At 61.3% G+C, this 18,213-nt stretch carries 15 protein-coding genes; 9 read left to right on the top strand and 6 right to left on the bottom strand.

What is annotated here, in order from left to right:
• Positions 1-83 precede the first annotated feature (83 nt).
• The 4 genes from OES25_09600 to OES25_09615 all read left to right on the top strand — a co-directional run bounded on the left by OES25_09600 (position 84) and on the right by OES25_09615 (position 4,185).
• Positions 84-971: a formyltransferase family protein gene (locus OES25_09600; protein ID MDH3627895.1), complete on the top strand. Its 888-nt coding sequence runs from the start codon at positions 84-86 to the stop codon at positions 969-971.
• Positions 972-1,033: 62 nt separating this feature from the next.
• Entirely contained in the window at positions 1,034-2,665 is a 1,632-nt protein-coding gene (locus OES25_09605; GenBank protein MDH3627896.1) for an ATP-binding cassette domain-containing protein, read from the top strand.
• Between the two features lie 148 nt (positions 2,666-2,813).
• Positions 2,814-3,242, top strand: a complete 429-nt coding sequence (locus OES25_09610; GenBank protein MDH3627897.1) for an NfeD family protein — start codon at positions 2,814-2,816, stop codon at positions 3,240-3,242.
• Between the two features lie 10 nt (positions 3,243-3,252).
• Positions 3,253-4,185 (top strand): paraslipin, encoded by a 933-nt coding sequence (locus OES25_09615; GenBank protein MDH3627898.1) that lies wholly within the window; start codon positions 3,253-3,255, stop codon positions 4,183-4,185.
• Here OES25_09615 and OES25_09620 read toward each other — a convergent pair.
• The 5 genes from OES25_09620 to OES25_09640 form a co-directional block, all read right to left on the bottom strand.
• Positions 4,168-6,420 carry a vanadium-dependent haloperoxidase gene (locus OES25_09620; protein MDH3627899.1) on the bottom strand — a complete coding sequence of 751 codons (2,253 nt, stop codon included), beginning with the start codon at positions 6,418-6,420 and terminating at the stop codon, positions 4,168-4,170. The genes OES25_09615 and OES25_09620 overlap by 18 nt on opposite strands.
• Before the next feature lie 239 nt (positions 6,421-6,659).
• On the bottom strand, positions 6,660-7,160 hold the full coding sequence (locus OES25_09625) for a hypothetical protein (GenBank protein MDH3627900.1): 501 nt from the start codon (positions 7,158-7,160) through the stop codon (positions 6,660-6,662).
• A gap of 12 nt (positions 7,161-7,172) precedes the next feature.
• The gene (locus tag OES25_09630) at positions 7,173-7,940 is read right to left on the bottom strand and encodes a succinate dehydrogenase/fumarate reductase iron-sulfur subunit (protein ID MDH3627901.1); all 768 of its coding nucleotides are present in this window, start codon (positions 7,938-7,940) and stop codon (positions 7,173-7,175) included.
• Positions 7,933-9,783: a fumarate reductase/succinate dehydrogenase flavoprotein subunit gene (locus OES25_09635; protein MDH3627902.1), complete on the bottom strand. Its 1,851-nt coding sequence runs from the start codon at positions 9,781-9,783 to the stop codon at positions 7,933-7,935. The genes OES25_09630 and OES25_09635 overlap by 8 nt, the downstream gene beginning before the upstream one ends.
• Positions 9,784-9,787: 4 nt before the next feature.
• Positions 9,788-10,621 carry a succinate dehydrogenase gene (locus OES25_09640; protein MDH3627903.1) on the bottom strand — a complete coding sequence of 278 codons (834 nt, stop codon included), beginning with the start codon at positions 10,619-10,621 and terminating at the stop codon, positions 9,788-9,790.
• A gap of 197 nt (positions 10,622-10,818) precedes the next feature.
• Between OES25_09640 and OES25_09645 the strand changes: the two genes are divergently transcribed.
• The 5 genes from OES25_09645 to OES25_09665 all read left to right on the top strand — a co-directional run bounded on the left by OES25_09645 (position 10,819) and on the right by OES25_09665 (position 17,091).
• On the top strand, positions 10,819-12,006 hold the full coding sequence (locus OES25_09645) for a DUF4139 domain-containing protein (protein ID MDH3627904.1): 1,188 nt from the start codon (positions 10,819-10,821) through the stop codon (positions 12,004-12,006).
• An 11-nt stretch (positions 12,007-12,017) separates the two neighbouring features.
• Positions 12,018-13,430 carry a DUF4139 domain-containing protein gene (locus tag OES25_09650; protein ID MDH3627905.1) on the top strand — a complete coding sequence of 471 codons (1,413 nt, stop codon included), beginning with the start codon at positions 12,018-12,020 and terminating at the stop codon, positions 13,428-13,430.
• A 182-nt stretch (positions 13,431-13,612) separates the two neighbouring features.
• Complete coding sequence (locus OES25_09655; GenBank protein ID MDH3627906.1) at positions 13,613-14,092, top strand: hypothetical protein; 480 nt, start codon at positions 13,613-13,615, stop codon at positions 14,090-14,092.
• A 4-nt stretch (positions 14,093-14,096) separates the two neighbouring features.
• Positions 14,097-16,139: a PPC domain-containing protein gene (locus OES25_09660; protein MDH3627907.1), complete on the top strand. Its 2,043-nt coding sequence runs from the start codon at positions 14,097-14,099 to the stop codon at positions 16,137-16,139.
• 49 nt (positions 16,140-16,188) lie between these two features.
• Entirely contained in the window at positions 16,189-17,091 is a 903-nt protein-coding gene (locus tag OES25_09665) for a DUF2914 domain-containing protein (protein MDH3627908.1), read from the top strand.
• A gap of 11 nt (positions 17,092-17,102) precedes the next feature.
• Here OES25_09665 and OES25_09670 read toward each other — a convergent pair whose 3' ends face one another.
• Positions 17,103-18,056, bottom strand: a complete 954-nt coding sequence (locus tag OES25_09670) for a phosphatase PAP2 family protein (GenBank protein ID MDH3627909.1) — start codon at positions 18,054-18,056, stop codon at positions 17,103-17,105.
• Between the last annotated feature and the right edge of the window lie 157 nt (positions 18,057-18,213).

Raw genomic sequence — 18,213 nt, forward strand, 5'->3', positions numbered from 1 at the left:
CTGTGGATCCGGATCGTTGGGAGCGGGGCGTTCCGGGCAGGCTTGCGTGCCGTAGGGGGACCGATTCCTGTTAGGCTCCGAGGATGCGAGTTCTCTTCCTTCTGAGCGACTACGTGCTCCACAACTCGCTCTTGACCGAGTATGTCAAAGCTCGGCCGGGAGACGCGGTCGCCGTCGTCAAGATCCCGTTGGTCTTGAAGGGGAAGGGTCGGCGCCGATCGGTCGAGCGGATCGTCCCGCAACTCTCCAGACGATTTGCGTTCGGAAAGCTCGCCGAGTACGGGTCCCTCCTCGCGATCACGGCGTTGCCCAAGTTGCTGGCCAGAGGCGCGGTCTTTCGTCGGTTGCGCAAGACATGTCATGTGCTGGGGTTACGATTCCACCGCACGGAAAACATCATGGACCAGGGCACGTTCGCGTTCGCAAGCGAATTCCGCCCCGATGTGATCGTCAGTCTCTGTCATCAAATCCTGAAGGAGCCATTGATCTCGCTTCCGACGCTTGGGGTCGTCAATATCCACCCCGGGATCCTGCCGAACTACCGAGGGATCCAACCGTACTTCTGGGCGCTCGCGGAAGGCGCATCCCGATCCGGCGTCACGATGCATCTCATCGAGGACGAACGGATCGACGCAGGGGGAGTCCTCGGACGGGCGAGCTATCCCAACCGCCCCGGGATGTCGGTCCAGCTGAACTACTTCTTGACGATCAAGTGTGCGTCCGCACTACTGCCGGACTGTCTCGCCGCGCTTGCGGCGGGGCAGTTGACTCCGCGCCCGCAGCGCCCGGACGAGGGAGGCTACTTCCGGTGGCCCGACTCTGCGGCATTCGAGCGACTGCGAGCCCGGGGGTACCGGCTCATTTCGTTCCGGGAACTGACCAAGATCCTCATCGGTCGCTACGATCGGTTCTCCGCCGAAACGTCCGAGTTAAGCCTGCGTTCCGCCGACACGACGGGCAGATCCGGATAACGGCTGCTACATTGGCGTCTCGCCAAGTTCCATTTCCCCCTCATTAACACGGGTACCGAACGATGATCGCCACACAGGATCTCTCGCTGCAGTATGGGAAACGGGTCCTCTTCGAGGATGTGAGCCTGAAGTTCACCGACGGGAACTGTTATGGACTGATCGGTCCCAATGGTGCAGGCAAGTCGACCTTCCTGAAAATCCTGTCCGGCGAGATCGACTCCAACGCGGGATCCGTGATCATCCCTCCCGGCCTGCGGATGGCGGTCCTCAAGCAGGACCACTTCGCGTTCAACGATTTCGACGCCCTGACCACCGTCCTGATGGGTCACAAACGACTCTACGAGGTGATGCAGGAGAAGGACGCGCTCTACGCCAAGCCGGACTTCGACGAGGCCGACGGGATGCGCACCGCGGAACTGGAAGCCGAGTTCGGGGAGCTCAACGGTTGGGAGGCGGAGGCGCAGGCAGGAGAGCTGTTGTGTGGGCTCGGCATTCCGGTAGCCCGTCACGGCAACCTGGTTCGCGATCTCGACGACGGCGACAAGGTTCGTGTGCTCCTGGCCCAGGCTGTCTTCGGCGAACCGGACATCCTGCTCCTCGACGAGCCGACCAACCATCTGGATGTCGACTCGATCCTGTGGCTGGAAGAGTTCTTGATGGCGTTCAAGCACACCGTGATCGTTGTCTCGCATGATCGTCACTTTCTTAACAAGGTCTGTACCCATACGGCCGACATCGATTTCCAGAAGGTCCAGCTGTACACCGGGAACTACGACTTCTGGCGTCAGGCCAGCGAGATGGCGCTCCGTCATCGCTCCGCCAAGCGAGAGAAGGCCGAGGATCGGGCGAAGGAACTGAAGGCGTTCATCGCGCGGTTCAGCGCCAACGCCGCCAAGTCCCGTCAGGCGACGGCCCGGAAGAAGATGCTGGGGCAACTGAACCTCGAAGCGTTCAAGCCGTCCTCGCGAAAATACCCACACATCGTCTTCGACCCGAAGAAGGTCCACGGCAAGGAGATGCTCGTCCTCGACAACGTTTCGAAGCATCTCGGCGAGACCTGTCTGTTCAAGGATGTCAGCCTGACGATTACCAAGGGCGAACGCGTCGTCGTCGTCTCCCGAAACTCGGTTGCCGTCTCCACATTCCTCGAGACCCTCGCCGGCACTCAAGAGCCCGATGAGGGTGAGGTGAAGTGGGGAGTCTCCGTCCAACGCTCGGACTTGCCGAAGGACTACAACGATCTGTTCGAGATCGACCGAAGCGTGATCGACTGGCTGCGACAGTTCAGCGAAGAGCAGGATGAGCAGTTCATCCGTCAGTTCCTGGGCCGGATGCTGTTCACCGGCGAAGAATCGCGAAAATCGGTACGGGTCCTTTCGGGCGGTGAGAAGGTGCGTTGCATGATCGCCCGGCTGATGTTGGAAGATCCGCAATGCATGATCCTCGACGGCCCGACCAATCATCTCGACCTCGAGTCGATCATTTCATTGAATAACGCCCTGGTTAAACGGAACGGGACGCTGATCTTCGGATCCCACGACGTCGAATTGATCGAATCACTGGCAGATCGGGTGATCGAGATCACCGACGATGAGGTGATCGATCACCAGCACAGCTATTCCGAGTTCCTGCGTCGCCGGACGGCGGGGATGGGCCTTGACTCGGACCTGACGCCTACCCTAGTCTCGCCCTGATCTCCATTGTGGCCGAATAGATCGTCAGTCGCCGGGTATCTACGGATACTTGGGCCCCCGGAGTCACCGGAGGGCAACGAAATGGCGAGGTGATGGCTTCAATATAGAACTCGCATCTTGGTTGCGGCACTTCATCGAGGAGCCCGATATGACCTGGTGGATCTGGATCGTGGGGGGAATCGCCCTTCTTGCCTTCGAACTCGCCATTCCCGGCGGAATCATCTTCCTGTTCTTCGGCGTCTCGGCAATCGTCGTCGGCACCCTCGTCGCGTTGGACATCGGCGGGCCACTCTGGCTGCAGACGGTCATCTTCGCCGTCATGTCGATCGTCTCGACGTTGACCCTCCGCGGCCCGATACTGCGGAGAATGGCCGCCAGCACCGGAGACTCGGCGTCGATTGACGCCATCGTCGGCCAGGAGGCGGTCACCGCCGAAGAGATCATTCCCGGCGCCGAAGGCAAGGTCGAGTTACGCGGTGCATCGTGGACCGCCCAGAACGTCGGCACCGAGGCTCTTGCCGCCGGCCACCGGTGCACTGTCGAGCGAGTCGACGGGCTCAAACTGTACGTACGCTAAGGAGAAGCTCATGGAACCAGGGATTATCATCGGTGTCGCAGTCGCAATCGTCGTCATTGTCTTTCTGGCAAAGGCCGTTCTGGTTGTTCCCCAGCAAAATGCGTATGTCGTCGAACGTTTGGGTAAGTTTCAGGGTAGTTTGCGGGCCGGTTTTCACATTCTGGTGCCGTTCTTCGACGCCGTTCGCTACAAGCACTCCTTGAAAGAGCGTGCCGTCGATATTGCAGAACAGATCTGTATTACCCGGGACAACGTGCAGGTCGGCGTTGACGGCGTGTTGTACATGAAGGTCATGGACCCGCAGCGGGCCTCGTACGGTGTGACGGACTATCGATTCGCGATCAGCCAATTGGCGCAGACCACCCTCCGTTCGGAGATCGGCAAGATCGATCTCGACCGAACATTCGAGGAACGGAACCACATCAACGTCCAGGTCGTTGCAGAGGTCGACAAGGCGTCGGAACCGTGGGGCATCAAGGTGCTGCGTTACGAGATCAAGAACATCACTCCGCCTAACGACGTGCTGGCCGCCATGGAAAAACAGATGCGCGCCGAACGTGAGAAACGCGCCGTGGTTCTGGGATCCGAAGGCGAGCGGGACGCGGTCATCAACGCGGCCGAAGGTGATAAACAGCAAGTCATCAAGGCGTCGGAGGCCGCGCGGCAGAAACAGATCAACGAGGCCCAGGGCGAGGCCGAGGCTATCCTGGCGGTCGCGACGGCGACCTCAGAAGGGCTGCGAAAAGTCGCAGCGGCGACCCAGGCGCCAGGTGGCTACGAGGCCGTTCAGCTGCGGGTCGCAGAGAGCTATATCGATCGCTTCGGCGAGTTGGCCAAGGAGAGCAACACCATGATCCTGTCGGCTAACGCGGCCGATATCGCCGGGACCATTGCCACGGCGATGAAGGTCATTCAGAAGAGCCCGTCACCGGGTGCCGGCTAGGGTCTCCCTGAGTCGAGCCGATTGCTCCGCAAGCGCGTCCATGCCCTCGGCATGGGCGCGTTTTTCGATAGCGGTCAGATGATCGACTAACAGGTCGTTCAGGCCCTCGTCGACCTTGCCCGCCAACTCCGACACGATGCGGAAACGGGTATTCAGGTCGGTCTCCTGACCGAGCCGATCGATGAGGAGTCCTCGGGCGATGCTTCCCCGACGACCCCGCGACCGTCCGCTGACGGCCAACTGGGAATCCAGCTCGAACGCGTCGGCCTCTTCATCGCCGTCACACGAACCGAAGGCGTCCCCGTGACGCATGTGCGCCCGCACCGCGTTGGGTGAGATGTTGATGTCGTGCTGGTTGGACGGGTTGCCTCGTGGGACATGGCACATCGTGACCTTGCCGTCGCCGTAGTAGTCCTGCGCCTTGGCCCAGGCTCCCATGCCGATGTAGGAGCCCATCACCCGTCCGGGCAGGTCGTCGGCGATGGGGTGGATCCCACCCCACAGTCGGGAGATACCGGCCTCGTCGGCGGCATCGTAGTAGGTCGCCCACTGCAGTTGGACGGTCTCGCTGGGGCCGTCCTCGAACTCCAGGTACTCGTTCTGGTGAGCCGTGAACGTACCCATGCCACCCGGGAAGAAGATGTCCCCGGTCAGCCCGGCCATGACTTCGGCTGCGGCACGGCTGAACGTGCTGTGTCCGGAGACGTAGCCGGCGAACGGCGGTGTGACGAAGGTGTCCCGTTGGTAGGGCAGCCACAGGAGCGCGCGGATCCAGCCGACGCCCCCGATTTCGTTCTCCGGGTCGTCCGGAATGCCGAGCCAGGCTCGGATGGCGATCTCGCCCTCGTAGCCTGCTAGATGTTCGTGACGCTCGCCGGCCATCGTTGTTGCCGCGGTGATGACCTCGATCAGGCCCGGCTCGAGCGGCAGGCCGTCGGGGTGGTAGGACGGGCCCATGGGATCGGAAGACTGACCCTGTTCCGCCATGTGGCGAATATGGGAGATCGGCCGCGAGTAGTCGTAGTACCCCTTGCAGCCCCAGGCGGCGACCGCGGCGTCATGGACGGCACCGTTCATGGCGAGGTATGCCTTCACATCCCACTCGAGGGCATCCAGCAGCGGCCCCTCGCCTCGCAGTCGTCGTTCGAACTGTGGGTGGTCGGTCACGTAGTTCAGCAGCGTATTCCAGTGTCCGGGAGGTGTCTCGGAGTCCGGCCCGTCGGCCCAGAACTCGGCGAGCACGCGACCGTAGTCGCCACGCCTGACCAGATTGGGTGCGTAGGGTTGGCCGGTATGGGGGTTCAACGGACGCCCCGTTCCGTCGTGGGTGCCCAGCGCGTTGTTGTGGATCGCGCCGGGGGAGATATCCATCATGACGGCGTCGATCGGATCGAGGTAGCTCTGGAGTCGGATCAGATCGACGGCGTTGGTCTTGAACGCACCATCGGTCGCGGTCCCCAGCATTGGCGGGGCACCGGGATCCAGGTAGACCCACGGGAACGCCTGATCTTCGGGGCGCAGCGCAAACGGCGCGACCTTGCCCCAGTTGGGTCCCAGGAACTCCTGGACGGCAGCACCGACGACGATGCCGTTCTGAAAGATGAAGTGTTCAAACGCCAGCGGCTGCCAGTAGTTCGGTTGGAACATCAACGCGCCGGGGAGCTCGAATACCAGTGATCGATTGCGGGGGAAATAGCCGGTGTCGTCCGCGTAGTCCAACATGGGGCCCTCGTTGGCCCCGTCGGTCAGTCCGTAGTCGATGATCGTCTGACCGATTCGATTGCCGATCGCCGCCGGGGAGTCTCCGTCGGTCGAGGTGTTTGACCGATCGTAGCCCAGGGTGTCCATCAACTGATCGAAAGCGGCCTGGGAGGTCGCCTCGCCGGGTCCGAACCGGTAGCGATGTTTGAGGACCCGATACGCTGCGAAGCTGATCGCTTCTTCGCGAGCGGAGGTTGGATCGTTTAGAAGAATCTTGTCGGTCACCAACACACCATGGGCCGTCGGATCGTAGACCGCCCAGGCATCCCACATCGCGATCGATACATGAAACAGGTTTCGCGAGTGGACCGTCGGCTTCGGAATGTCGATCCGAATGGAGTCCAGCAGAATCTCGTTCCACTCTCTCGCGACGCTCGGCTCCGTGGTTTGCTGAGCGGGTGGGGTGCCACCTACGACGCTGCCCAGCAGCGCGAGCAGGACCCATCCCGTCGCGATCCATTGACGCTTCATCACGCTGTCCCCCCAGTGACGTGTGCCCTTATACCCGTCGGTCCCATACACGTACCGCAAAACCGACCGGTTTTCCACCCCTCGCTTGATATCGGATCTAAATGATACGGGAGCGGTGGCGCGCGGGTTCTCGACGACTCGCCTCCGGGTCGGCGGCCCCCCCAGTTTCTTGGTCGTCGTGCTTGTCGGGTGCCCGTGCGTTCAGCGCCCGCTGCCGGGACGATAGCTCCGTCGCCGCCGAATTACTCGAGCGGTAACTCGTCATCTTCATCCCGCGGTCTCAGGTTTGCTCGCCGGATCGTTCGTACGCAGCTATTCCATCTCAGGATCGCGTCGTCGTGACCGGCCGGCCGAAGCGTCTCCGCAGCTTCGTAGCCGTCCATCGCCTCGCGCAGACCGTCGTACGCGAACGAACTGGACATGCCCTTTGCAAGCAGGGCGCGTGCGTGCCGCTCGCTGATCAGCGCCGAGTAGTAGGTTCGGGCATAGTCGTCCTGCAGTTTTCCGGCGTATTCGCGGGCGTTTCGAACACCGGCGGCGTCACGCCCAAAGCGGTCGGTCAAGGTCAGGACAATCTGGACAAGGGCCTGTTGATTGTCAGGATCGACTCGAAGGACGTCGCGACAGATGCTCTCCGCCTGAGTGGGTTCGTTGAGAAGTCGGTATCGCTCGGCCTTCTTGAGCGCTTCGGCGACGGCTTCTCGCGAAATGGGTTTCAGATTAAACGTCTCGACGACCGACATCTCGCCACCTCATTAACTCGTCTCGCCACCGCCGAATTTCTTGCCGAACAGTTTGGACGCGATGACCCGCAGCGGGTCGTAGTACCGATCAACAACCCGTTCCTTCAACGGGATGATCCCATTGTCGGTGATGTTGATGTGTTCCGGGCACATTTCCGTGCAGCAGCGGGTAATGTTGCAGAGTCCTGAACCAAATTCCTTCTTGATCTCGGGTATGCGATCGTCCACGTCGAGCGGGTGCATCTCGAGGCCGGCGAGGCGAATCATGAATCGCGGCCCGACGAACGCGTCCTTTCCGTCGCGGTCCCTGAGAACGTGGCAGACATCCTGGCAGAGGTAGCACTCGATGCACTTGCGGAATTCTTGCACGCGATCGACATCTTCCTGGTACATCCGACGCTGACCGTCGCTATCCTTCGGCGCCGGCTTGAACGGGCGAATGCGACGATTCTGTTCGTAGTTCCAGGAGACATCCGTCACCAGGTCGCGGACGATCGGGAAGGTCTTGAGGGGCTGAACTGTGATCGACTGCTCGGGTCCGAAACTGTTCATCCGCGTCATGCAGGCCAGGCGTGGCTTGCCGTTGATCTCGACGCTGCAGGATCCACATTTGCCCGCCTTGCAGTTCCAGCGGACCGCCAGATCTTGCGCCTGGTGGGTCTGGATCCGGTGGATGACATCCAGGACGACCATTCCGGGGTCAACCTCGACCTCGTAGGTCTTGAACTCACCCTGCTGAGCGTCACCCCGCCAAACATGGAACGTACGGTTTTCAGCCATCGCTCTTCCGCTCCTCTGCGACCCGGCGATCGAGGTCTTCGATGTCGGCATACGCGATCGCCGCCAGTTCCTCCGGTGGCGCGGGGCGCTGGATCTTCTCCACCTCAAGCTGATCGTTGTCGCCGAGACGAGCCACGATGTTGACGTTCTGCCAGTCGTCGCGCTCACCTTCGAAGTCCAGACGCGTGTGGGCGCCACGACTCTCCTGCCGCACGTGAGCGGCCCGTGCGACGGCCTGGGAGACCAGGAGCAGTGAACGGATCGAGAGAGCCTGATGCCAGCCCGGGTTGTACTGACTGGATCCCGGGGAGCGAACGTTCTTGCCTCGTTCTGAAAGCGCGGAGAGTTTCTCGATGCCGTTCTCGAGCTCATCGTGTGTTCGCACGATCCCCACGTGACTCCCCATGATCTCCTGCAGCTCCTCTTGAAGGAGGTAGGGGTTCTCGCCGGACTCACGATTGAGGGGTGCCGTTGCACGGCGAAATGCGGCCACGATCTGTGCATCGTCGGCCAACGGAGTCTGCGCAAGTCCTTGAATGTAGTCTGCGGCGCCGGCGCCGGCACGCGATCCGAACACGATCAGGTCCGACAACGAGTTTCCGCCGAGACGGTTGGCCCCGTGAAGTCCGGCTGCGCACTCGCCGCAGGCAAACAGGCCCGGGACTCTCGTTTGCTGGCTCTCCGCATCGACCCGAATTCCGCCCATGAAGTAATGCAGGGTTGGCCCGACCTCCATCGGCTCCTTGGTTATGTCTACCTCCGCCAACTCCTTGAACTGGTGGTACATCGATGGGAGCTTGCGTCGGATGATGTCGGCAGGTCTCCGCGACGCGATGTCGAGGAAGACTCCGCCATGGGGAGACCCTCTACCGGCCTTGACCTCCGCCGTGATCGCGCGGGCGACGACGTCGCGAGTCAGAAGTTCCGGGGGGCGACGGGCCGACCCGTCGCCGTTCAGCCATCGATCGGCCTCTTCGACGGTATCGGCGGTCTCCGACGCGAATTTCTCCGGGACGTAATCGAACATGAAGCGTTCGCCCTTGGAGTTCAGCAATACGCCGCCGTCGCCACGTACACCCTCCGTAACGAGGATTCCCCGAACCGAGAGAGGCCACACCATGCCGGTCGGATGGAACTGGGTGAATTCCAGATCCATCGCCTCGGCACCGGCCTCGAGGGCGACCGCAAGACCATCGCCGGTGTACTCCCAGGAATTGCTGGTAACGCCCCACGCTTTCCCGGCGCCGCCGGTCGCGAGGATGACCGCCTTGCATCGGAACAGGACCAGGCGTCCCGTTTCGCGCCAGTACGCCGCGATGCCTGCAATGCGATCTCCGTCCTTGAGGAGCTGAAGCGCCGTGCACTCCATGTGAGCCACGATGCCCTGATGGATTCCGTGGTCCTGGAGCGAACGAATCAACTCCAGGCCGGTACGGTCTCCGACGTGGGCCAGACGAGGGTAGCGATGCCCTCCGAAGTTGCGCTGATTGATGAGTCCGTCACGGGTGCGGTCGAACACCGCACCCCATTCCTCGAGTTCGCGGACTCGGTCGGGCGCCTCCCTGGCGTGAATCTCGGCCATCCGCCAGACGTTGAGGAACTTCCCGCCCCGCATCGTGTCGCGGAAATGAATCTTCCAATCATCACGGGGATCGACGTTTCCCATGGCGGCGGCCATCCCGCCCTCGGCCATGACCGTGTGCGCCTTCCCCAGCAGGCTCTTGGATATGAGCCCCGTGTCGAGGCCCTTTGCGCTGCATTCGATGGCTGCCCGGAGCCCGGCGCCACCGGCACCCACGACGACGACGTCGTGTTCGATGGTCTGGATCTCTCTTACATCCACGACATCAGCCCCACGTGTTGAAGTCTCGGATGGTGCCCATCGAGACGAGTCGGACGTAGATGTCGCTGAACGCGACCCAGAACAGGCTGAGCCATGCGAAGCGCGCATGGAACACGTTGAGCCACGTCGATCCCTTCCACATACGGAAGCGCAATGTCTGCTTGCCGCACGACATGCAATCCTTCTGGCCGGCGATCAGGTGGCGGAATGAGTGGCACCCAAACGTGTAGCCGCTCAGAAGTGTGGCGTTCATGAAGAGGACCCCAGAACCGACACCGACGCCGATTTCCCCGTTGCGAACGAACGATGCAACGACATCCGCCCAGAGGATCGGAAGAAAGAGTAAGGCGCCGTAGAGTGCGTAGCGATGGAGATTATTCAGGATGAGTAATCGGGTTTCGCCGTGGTACTTGCGCATCTTCTTGGCCGCCGGCACCAGCGCGCAGCCGGGCGGGGAGCCGGTGAAAGAGCGGTAGTAGGCCTTTCGGTAGTAGTAGCACGTGAATCGGAAGAGACCCGGAAACGCGAGGATGAAGAACGCCGGAGAGGTCGGCAGAAAATCGGGCCACCATTCGGGCCAGGCACCAAACGCGGAGTGGAAGAGGGGCGCCGACCCCGGCATGGAGGTCTCCGTGAAGAGCACCGGAGAGTAGAAAGGGCTCAGGTAGGGTGCGGCGTAGTAGTGGTTGCCCTGAAAGGCAGCCCAGGTCGAGTAGATAACGAAGAGGGTCAAGATGATGGCGGTTGTGACCACGCCAAGCCACCAACGGTCGTCACGTCGACCCGCCGCAATCCCCTCGGGGTGGCCGCCATCTGCCAGCAGTTGCGTGGTACCCACCGTCTCTCCCTCTGTTCCTGGTGACGAGCGTGCCCGCGAGCAGGCACTTCGATTTCGGCACCGGATGATAATCGGGCCCGGTGGCGGGAAGCAAGGACGTCGAACCCACTGATTCAGGGGCCTGAAGATTCGCGGGAACTTTGCTGCGGTGGCGGTGTCTAGGGGGGCAGACAGGAAAGACCACAAAGGAGAACGGGATGTTCCCAGGGAAATGGAAGAAACACCTGCTAGGCACGCTCATCGTCACGCTGGCACCATCGCTACCTCTCATCGCCGGCATCAAGCTGATCACACTCCCGCCCCGGGATCGCGTCGAGATCCAGTTGGATCATGGGCAGGTCACCCTCGTGGAGGAGGAACGCCGGGTTCCGCTCACCGCGGGGTTGAACGAGGTCGTCTTCGCCTGGGCCAACACGAGCATCGATCGCAGCAGTATCCAGCTGCGTCCGCTGGAGGCCCCCGGAGACGTCGAGGTGATCTCGGTCTCCTACCCACCGGGACAGAGCGAGTTGGTCTGGCAGGTCGCAGCACGAAGCGCGGGGCCGGCTCGGGTCCGTATCAGCTATCTGATCGGTCGCCTGGATAAGACCTTCGCCTACCGTGCGGAGGCATCCGAGGACGAGTCGACATTGTCTCTCCGTCAGTACGTGCTGTTACATAACGCCGCCAACGAGGAATTTGGAATTGCCGGGATGTGGCCCGGATTCGGTGCCCGTATCGAGCGGCCCATCGGGGTGAACGAAACTCGCAAGATCCTTACGTCTCGCTTTGAGGGCGTTCCGATTCGAAAGACCTACACCGCCGATTTTGCCCGCCATGGGTATCAGGATTCGGCAACGAAGCAACTGACCATTCCGATGCACTACGTGTTGGTGAACGACGACGCCAATGGCCTCGGCGAGTTTCCCCTCCAATTCGGCAAAGCCCGAATCTTTCAGCTGGATGGACATGGCGGGGCGGCGTTCCTCGGAGAGGACTGGGCGGCGTTCACGCCGCGCGATGACGAGCTGAAGCTGTTCCTCGGCGTGACACGAGACATCGTCGTGAAACGGACAATCGATCGAAGGGACGAAATCCGACGCGACGGCAACCTCCGAGACTATGACGTTGTCGTCAAGTACGAGATCGAGAACTTCAAGGACAGTCAGGCAACGCTGGACATCGTTGAATCGATGAACGCGCTGCGGCAGGAGATTCTCGGGCACTCGGGGCGTGATGTCGAGTGGGAGATCGTCGGGAAGAAGTCGCTCAACAGCCTGATCGACGACAGCCGCACGACGGCAGAATCGGTGGTTGCACAGGTTACCGTTCCCCCCGCGTCGGGAGATCAGGGCGAAGGCAAGAAGTCGTTCGCGTTTCAGTTACGCATCAAGAACGAATGGTAGGAGTGGATCCCATGATGAAGAAGATGATGACGGTTCTTGTGGCTTCGATGATCGCAATCGCTCTTGCTCACGGAAAAAACGTCGACCTGAGTACGGTGCCGGGCCGAGACTCCGTTCAACTGACAATCTACAACTCGGAAGACCTGACTCTCGTCCGGGAAACGCGAGTGGTCACGTTCAAGCAGGGCATGAATCCACTACAGTTCTCCTGGGCCGGGACGCTCATCGATCCGACCAGTGTCGATATCCGCTTTCGGACACAGTCCGGAGACCTGGATCTGATGGACACCACGTTTCCTCACGACCGGCCGCAAACCCTCTACTGGAACGTCCAGAGCGCAGTCGACATCGATGCCGTCGTCGAGATCACGTACTTCACGTCGGGAATTACGTGGTCTGCCGACTACCGCTGCGTAAGCGACACGGAAGAGACGCGAATGAGCCTCGACGGCTACGTGAAGATCACCAACAACTCCGGTGAAGACTACGCCGGAGCACAGATCCGTCTAGTGGTGGGGACAATCAATCTTGTCGAGAAGGTGACTCACCTTGCCGAGCGAGGCATCCTGTCGGAGCGGGACGCCGACGACTATCGCGAGGGCAAGAAACGGCTTCAACAGATGCCGGCCGTTGCACGTAGAGAGATGATGGATGCTGCGGCAAAGAGCATGGTCGTCGCGGAATCGATGGCGCCCAAGGACATCGTCAAGGAAGGACTCTCGGAATATTTCATCTTCACGATCCCGGGCGTCGAGAGCGTTCCCCACACATGGTCCAAGAGGATGCGTCTGTTCGAAGGGCGCGAGGTGCCGTTTGCCATTCACTACCGCTACCGGGTCCAGCAATACGGCGACATGCTTGCTCGAATCTTCCTCCTGAGGAACGACGAGAGCAGCGGCCTCGGTACGACACCCTTGCCCGATGGTGTCGTCAGGGTCTATCGGGACAACGGTCGTGACGGGCTGTCGTTTCTTGCGGCGCAGAATTCGCGCTACGTTCCGATCGGTCAGGAGATCGAGTTGAATCTTGGAGCCGATCCTGAGGTCGTCCACGAGCGGGTCCGTCTCAAGAGCTTTCGCGACAATTTCTGGTTCCACCGACACGGCGCAAGCATCCACGTTAGTCCGGGCGAGGGGCATCGGATCCAGATGCGAGACACGATTGCGGGTTGGGACGATCATCAGCGGTGGATCGACAGGATTCGCAACTACCGGGACAAACCGATCGATGTGGAGATTCGTCGATCCTTCGACGGGCACGTGATCTTCGAAAGCAGTTTGTCGCCGGTACTCCACGATTACCGGACCCCACGCTTCTCGGCCAGCGTCCCGGCGGGGGAGCATTCGGACCTCTCGTACGAACTGACGTTCCGGCAGGGCTACAACAAGAAGCAGGACAACGTGACTCTTCGATCGGCCAGGTAGGCAAGAAACCCATGAAATCTTCGTATCGAGCCAAATTCCACTGCCCAGAGCCATTTTCCGAGAAGATCCGGCTTGTCCGTGACCTCTCGCCGCCGTACAACTAGACCCGGGTATTCTTGCGTTCCGGGGGTGACATGTCGCAGACGTCGAGGCGACGATCGCGCAATTGGATTGGGTGGTCGTTGTCGATCCTTCTCTCTTTCGTGCCGGTCGCGCTGCTCCATTCCGCCGAACCGAGCGGGCATCTGCAGTTCGACGTGCTCTGGGTTCGAGAAGACGTCGTCAGACTGCAGATTCGCCCTCTCGTTCCTCTGGTCGATGGTGCGCTCAGCGTCTCGGCCCCGACGGGCTCTCGACTCCAGCCGCTGGGCCCGGACTCAGCGGAGTTTCGTCACGTGGATCCGATTCCGCAGCGCCAGGGGTTCAAGAGGGATGGCATCCAGCTCAATCCGTCGGTGACGACGGAGTTTGAATTCGAATGGGTCCTGACCGCTGCCGATCGGGGAGTCCTCGAGTTCATCGTTGAGGGTACGGACGGTTCCGGTCGACGGGTGCGGGACGCGATCGGCTTCGCGGTCCAGGCAGACGATGACCCTTTGACGATTCGTCTGGGTGCGGCCGAGTACCCCGCGACGGTCCTTCGCTCCGAGGGGTCGAGATAACTTCATGGGACGTTGTTCAAGACGAATCCTGATACTCGTCTGCGTCTTGCTGGTCGCGATCAGTCTGCCGGCTCTTGCCGATTGGACCGTTAGTGGAACAGCGATGTACCGCGATCGTGAATTCGGGCCGACCGGTTTCACCGGGGTGGAGCCCCTTCGACCGATCCGCTCTGCGGATGTCGAGATTATCGATGCCGTCGCATTGACCGTCCTCGCCTCGGGAGCGACCGACGATGTGGGAGCGTTCTCGATACTGGTCTCGGACAATCAGACCCGTGACATCGAGATTCGCGTGCTGGCACGTGGAGCAGGGACTCCCGGCCTGTACCTCGAAGTGACGAACGCGGCATTCGTTCCGTACGCAATCGTCAGTCCGACCGTCAACGCCCACTTACCGAATGCGGATCTCGACATCGGCACCCTGGTTGCAGAGATCGGGCAGGGGGGGGAACCGTTCAACTGTTGGGACGCCGGGCTGTTGGGAACCGACTTCGTTGCCTTCCTCGACGGCAGTCGTCCGGGATCGGGGGATTCGCTCAGGATCGTCTGGGAAGCGTCCAGGGGGCAGCCTGCATCCACGGCATCCTTTTCGCGGATTGACGTGCGCGACACCGGTGCGTATGACGATACGGTGATCCTCCACGAATACGGCCACTTCATCGTGTTCAACTACTCCGACTCGGATAACCCCGGTGGGCCACACGGGTTTGCCCAATGCGACCAGAACCCGAAATTATCCTGGGAGGAGGGGCACGCGACGTTCTTCGGTTGCGCAGCCAGGAAACATCACGGTGTCGCCACGCCCAATATCTACGTCCGCACTACCGGTGCGGCAGGACCCGGGCATGTTTCCCTCTACGCCGATCTCGAAACCGAGACCGAGTACGAGTGTGACGGGGACACGAGCGAGGTCAGTATCTTTACCGCACTCTGGGATGTGTTTGACGGTCCCGGGGATCTGGATTTCACGCCAGGTGTGGACGATACTTCGATCGATCTGCTCGATCTCGATCTTGTCGAGCATTGGGAGACCATGACCGAGGGCTTGCCCGGTCGGAAGCGGATCACCTCCGAGGACTACTGGGATGCGTGGTTCGAATCCCCAGTGCAGAACGGATATCTCACGGAGATGATTACGATCTTCGGCGAGGGTGTCGGTATCGAGCACTTCGAGGATTCCTTCGAGCCAAACGACACACGTGCATCGGCCATGGCGGTGATTCCCGACGGGACTCTGGCGCACGCCACGTTCTTCACCGACCCCGACGGCGACGGATCCGGTGAAGATGATCGAGATGTTGACTGGTTCTGGTTTGATGCGGTCGGCGGTCGGACGTACCACATCGAGACAATCAATCTCTGGTCCGTGGCCGACACGAAGATCACCGTCAGGGACGATGGCGGGCCCGCCCTGGCGTCGAACGACGACCGCGAGCCCGGGGACGCGTCGTCGTTCGTCGAATGGGTTGCCCCGGCTGACGGCACGTACTTCGTCGAGGTCGTCCAGCCCAACGATTTCACCTACTACGGGTCGTTCGATCTGAGCGTCGCCGCCCCGGATATCGATGGGGACGGCATCCCCAACGCCGAGGACCCGTGCCCCGCTGATGCCGGCAACGATATCGATGTCGATGGTTTTTGCGGCGACGTCGATAGCTGCCCGTCGATTTTCAACCCTACGCAAACCGACACTGACCTCGATGACGAGGGTGATCATTGCGATCTCGACGACGGGACGATTCATCTCATTCTGCCGGATGCCACGACCGTCCAGTGGCAGCCTGAGATCGGATTCACCGATTGGAATCTTTATCGCGGAGATCTCGCGGTCTTGCGGGGCGGCGGAGCGTACACCCAGGACCCGCTGGGAGTTCCACTGGCCACGAAACTCTGCCTGACGAATGTGGAATCGATCGTCGATGCCGATCCGATCCCGTCGGGACAGAGCGTCTTCTTCCTGGTGACGGGCGTATCGGGATCCAGCGAGGGCGACCTCGGAACGGACAGTCTGGGTATGCTTCGACCCAACGACAACGCCTGCCCCTGATCTCGATCGTCGAGAGCGAATGATAGAATGAGTTTTTGGTGCCGTTCCGATGGATAACTTCGGCCAAAAACTGCGACAGGAACGAGAGCGACGGAACATGCCGCTCGAGGATCTCTCCCGCTCCAGCCGCATTGGTCTTCAGTACCTGGAAGCCCTCGAACGAAACGAGTTCGAGTCCCTGCCGGGGCCACGAGCGTTCGGCAAGCTCTACATCCGCGCCTACGCCGAGATCCTGGGGTTTGATCCGGAACCCCTGATCGCCGAGTACGACCAGGAACGGTATCGACGGATTCGGGAAGCCCGCGAGCGGCCCGCAGAGCCCGTCGAAGAACCCGCCGCAGAGATCGAAGAAGAATCGATGGTGACAGAGCCCGAACAGCCGCTCCCCACGGCGGCGGCGGAGCCGGTGGCTGTCCCACGTCGGCGCGGTCTGTGGATGGTCGCGGTGGTTCTGAGCGTGGTCGCCGTCTGGGTTGTCATACGGCTGCTCTCCGCGGATGAGTCCCCGAGCCCCGCGGTGCAGCAAGCGCTGCCCGTCCCCCAGCCTGCGATGTCGATTCCCGAAGTCGTTGAGAGTTCCGACCCTGAACCCGAAGCGTCGGAGCCGACGCCTCCACCCTTACCGAACAGCCATCTGAGCGTGACGGATACCGGGCTCGGGCTCGGTATCCGCAATCATCGTGTTCGCGAAACGACGACCGATTTTGAGGAGGGGCAGGTCGCGTGGTTTACGACCCGTGTCGAGGGTGGCACCCGAGGCGAAGTGGTTCGACATGTTTGGCTACGCGGTGGGGGATGGGTGCAGACGATCGAATTGGGACTCGGTAGTGCTAGCTGGCGCACGCGAAGTTCAAAGACGCTCTGGGGAACCGGGGACTGGAGCGTCGAGGCTCGCGATGTGGAAGGTAACGTCCTGGCGAGAGCCGAGTTTTCAGTTCATTCGCGGGGCTGATCGATAGCCCATCACCAGCTGTGCTGGTAACGAACCTCGAAGTCGCCGGTGCCAGGGTCGACGGCAGGCTGGAATCGTCGCCAGAGTGGAACGGGTTCGTCATCGAGTCCACGAGACCGATGCGTCACCATCTTGCCGATACTCTGACCCAGGACCGCGCCGGCGATCACATCCGAAGGGTAGTGCCGCTCCAGGCTGACCCGCGAGAAGGTGATCAACGTGGCTGTGCTGTAAGCGACCACGGAGACCCAGCGTCGCTCGTGAAACTCGCCGGCGATCACCGCCGCCATCGCGAAGGCACCGGCGGCATGGCCGGACGGAAAGGAGTCGGTCTCCTCGTGTTCCATGGGACTCGAGATGAAGAACTCCCCGCCGCCATGGTCGTTGGGACGCGCACGCTTTGACACCCGCTTGAGCACTCCGACGTAGATCGTCGTGTTGATCAGCGCCTCACCGGTCAGGCTGGCGGTGCGCTCGATGCGCTCATTGCCGGCCCAGCGAGAGATGAGATAGCTGCTGCCGATCAGGGCCGCGACCGCCCGCCGATCGCCGATCTGGGTCAAAAATTCGTGGGCACCCTTCTGTTCCCCGGAACCCCAATGACCGAATCCGGACGAGAGCTGATGGTCGGCGGAGCTGGAGCCCTGCCCCCCCTGGGTGGCCCCGATCACCGACGCCGCCAACGGCACCGTGAACCCGATCCGCCGGAATTCCGCCGGCCACCAAGTCGTGATGAGGAACTTCTGGTCCGAGCCCACGCGCTTGAACAGGTTTCGGCGCCAGTATTTGCGATCGGTGCCGGAGGAGGGGTCGGGATACGAGCCCTGACCCAACTCCGTGCTCTTGAGTGGGTTTTCCGGGGTTTCAGGCGGGGTCCAGGCGGATTCGTCGGCCAGGAGGGGGGTTCCAAGGGCCAGGCAGAGAAGGGTCAACCCTACGGGAATCCGCCGTCTGTCTTCCCGCATCCGGTCACCTCACGGCAATCATAGGGTCGTATTGACCAGAAAAGCACGCCTGCGCCGAAATCCTCGAATTCCCCATACAAAGCGTTTGACGGTGCCTGGATCAATCACGCTAGAATCGCCGCGATTCGACTCTTGAAGCGAGCCTGGGAACCCAAGA

The organism is Acidobacteriota bacterium (assembly GCA_029861955.1).
GTDB lineage: Bacteria > Acidobacteriota > Polarisedimenticolia > Polarisedimenticolales > Polarisedimenticolaceae > JAOTYK01.